The sequence below is a fragment of the Mesorhizobium sp. M7A.F.Ca.ET.027.03.2.1 genome (assembly GCF_003999175.1).
In the GTDB taxonomy this organism is placed as follows: domain Bacteria; phylum Pseudomonadota; class Alphaproteobacteria; order Rhizobiales; family Rhizobiaceae; genus Mesorhizobium.
The window spans coordinates 1-2,581 of sequence record NZ_RZOM01000895.1 but is presented as its reverse complement, the minus strand read 5'-3'; the positions used below and the strand labels follow the sequence as shown (position 1 = coordinate 2,581).

Below are 2,581 nucleotides of genomic sequence, written 5' to 3'. Positions count from 1 at the left end.
CGCCTCGGCCGAGCGGTTGACGATGGTGACGATCCCTACGGCATCGTCACCATCGTCAACCGCTCGGCCGAGGCGATGCTGGCGATTTCGGCCAGCGCAGCCCTTGGGCAGAATCTTTCCGCCGTGCTGCCGCATGTCGGCCGCGTCTTCGAGATCGGTCGCAAGTCCGGCAAACCCGTCTATCGCGAGCAGGTGACCTTTTACCGCGCCGGTGCCGAGCGGACCTTCAACGTGCAGATCACCATCGAGGCCGGCGACGACGGCTCGGAGGAAAAATCCTATGTCGTGACGGTCGACGACATCACCGACCTGGTTCAGGCGCAGCGCTCGTCGGCCTGGGCGGATGTGGCGCGGCGTATCGCCCACGAGATCAAGAACCCGCTGACGCCGATCCAGCTCTCGGCCGAACGCATCAAGCGCCGTTACGGCAAGGTGATTACCGAGGACCGCGAGGTTTTCGACCAATGCACCGACACCATCATCCGTCAGGTTGAGGATATCGGCCGTATGGTGGACGAATTCTCGGCGTTCGCGCGCATGCCAAAGCCTGAGATGAAGGCGATAGATCTGCGCGAATCGCTGCGTGAGGCCTCGTTCCTGGTCGAAGTCAGCCGCGCCGACATCACTTTCGAGCGGATATTCGGCACGGAGCCGCTCAAGGGCACTTTCGACAGCCGCCTGATGGCGCAGGCTTTCGGCAATGTGATCAAGAACGCCGCCGAGGCGATCGACGGATTGGAACAGAAGGACGGTTCGCACGGCATAATCCGGATTCAAGCCGGGCGCCAGAATGGTGCGATTCGAATCGACGTCATCGACAATGGCAAAGGCCTGCCGCGCGAGAATCGCCAACGGCTGCTCGAGCCCTACATGACCACACGCGAGAAGGGCACCGGACTTGGCCTCGCTATCGTCAAGAAGATCGTGGAGGACCATGGCGGCAGGCTGGAACTACACGATGCTCCAGCGGACTTCCACGATGGGCGCGGCGCGATGATCAGCATCATCCTGCCGCCTGCGGCCGCAACGGCTCCGCGCGGCGAAAGCAGGGCGGAAAACGAAAGAGAAACTGAAAAGGTCGGTAATGGCGTCTGATATTCTCATCGTCGATGACGAGGAAGACATCCGTGAACTCGTCGCGGGCATACTGAGCGACGAAGGTCACGAAACCCGCACGGCATTCGATGCCGACAGTGCGCTCGCTGCTATAGCTGATCGCGCGCCGCGGCTGATTTTCCTCGATATCTGGCTGCAGGGCTCGCGCCTGGACGGGCTGGCGCTGCTCGACGAGATCAAGACCATGCATCCGACCTTGCCGGTGGTGATGATTTCCGGCCACGGCAACATCGAAACGGCGGTCTCCGCCATCCGGCGCGGCGCCTATGACTTCATCGAAAAGCCGTTCAAGGCCGACAGGCTGATCCTTATTGCCGAGCGTGCGCTGGAGACCTCGAAATTGCGGCGCGAGGTTTCCGACCTCAAGCTGCGCAGCGGCGAAACCTTCGATCTGATCGGCATGTCGTCGGCGATGAGCCAGTTGCGCCAGACCATCGAACGCGTCGCGCCGACCAACAGCCGCGTGATGATCATCGGACCGTCTGGCTCGGGCAAGGAACTGGCCGCGCGCGCCATCCACACGCTGTCGGCGCGCAAGAGCGCACCTTTCGTGACGCTGAGCGCCGCCAACATCACGCCCGAGCGCATGGAGATCGAGCTGTTCGGCACCGAATCGAATGGCGTCGAGCGCAAGGTCGGCGCGCTGGAGGAGGCCCATCGCGGTATCCTCTACATCGACGAGGTGGCCGACATGCCGCGCGAGACGCAAAACAAGATCCTGCGCGTGCTGGTCGAGCAGCAGTTCGAGCGGGTAGGGGGAACCAAGCGGGTCAAGGTCGATGTCCGCATCATCTCCTCGACCTCGCAGAACCTCGAGGCGATGATTGCCGACGGGCGTTTCCGCGAGGATCTTTACCATCGCCTCGCGGTGGTTCCGGTCATCGTGCCGGGATTGGCCGAGCGGCGCGAGGATATTCCCTACCTCGTCGACAATTTCATGAAGCAGATCGCCCGCCAGGCCGGCATCAAGCCGCGCCGCATCGGCGACGACGCGCTGGCCGTGCTGCAGGCGCACAACTGGCCGGGCAACGTTCGCCAGCTGCGCAACAATGTCGAGCGCCTGATGATCCTTGCGCGCGGCGACGACGTCGATGCGCCGATCACCGCCGATCTGTTGCCGGCCGAGATCGGCGATGTCATGCCGCGCACGCCGAATCAATCCGACCAGCACATCATGGCGCTGCCGCTGCGCGAAGCGCGCGAACAGTTCGAGAAGGACTATCTGATCGCCCAGATCAATCGATTCGGCGGCAACATCTCGAAGACCGCCGAGTTCATCGGCATGGAACGCTCCGCTCTGCATCGCAAGCTGAAGTCGCTGGGCGTGTGAGCGCGACATATCCAGCCGCCGCGCTGGGCCAAGCATTTGCCGGTTACGGCAACGGCGGAATCGCATAAGAAAAGCCCGATAATTTCTTCAGGGGTTGCCCATGCCGCGCATTGCTTATGTCAACGGGCGCTACGT

2 protein-coding genes are annotated in these 2,581 nt (G+C 62.6%); both read left to right on the top strand.

Annotation, left to right across the window (positions count from 1 at the left end):
• Positions 1 to 1,095, top strand: a 1,095-nt coding sequence (locus EN750_RS28595; RefSeq protein ID WP_127398759.1) for an ATP-binding protein, incomplete at its 5' end; no start/stop codon positions are given.
• Entirely contained in the window at positions 1,085 to 2,446 is a 1,362-nt protein-coding gene (locus EN750_RS28590; RefSeq protein WP_023812026.1) for a sigma-54 dependent transcriptional regulator, read from the top strand. The genes EN750_RS28595 and EN750_RS28590, both read left to right, overlap by 11 nt.
• Positions 2,447 to 2,581: the final 135 nt, after the last annotated feature.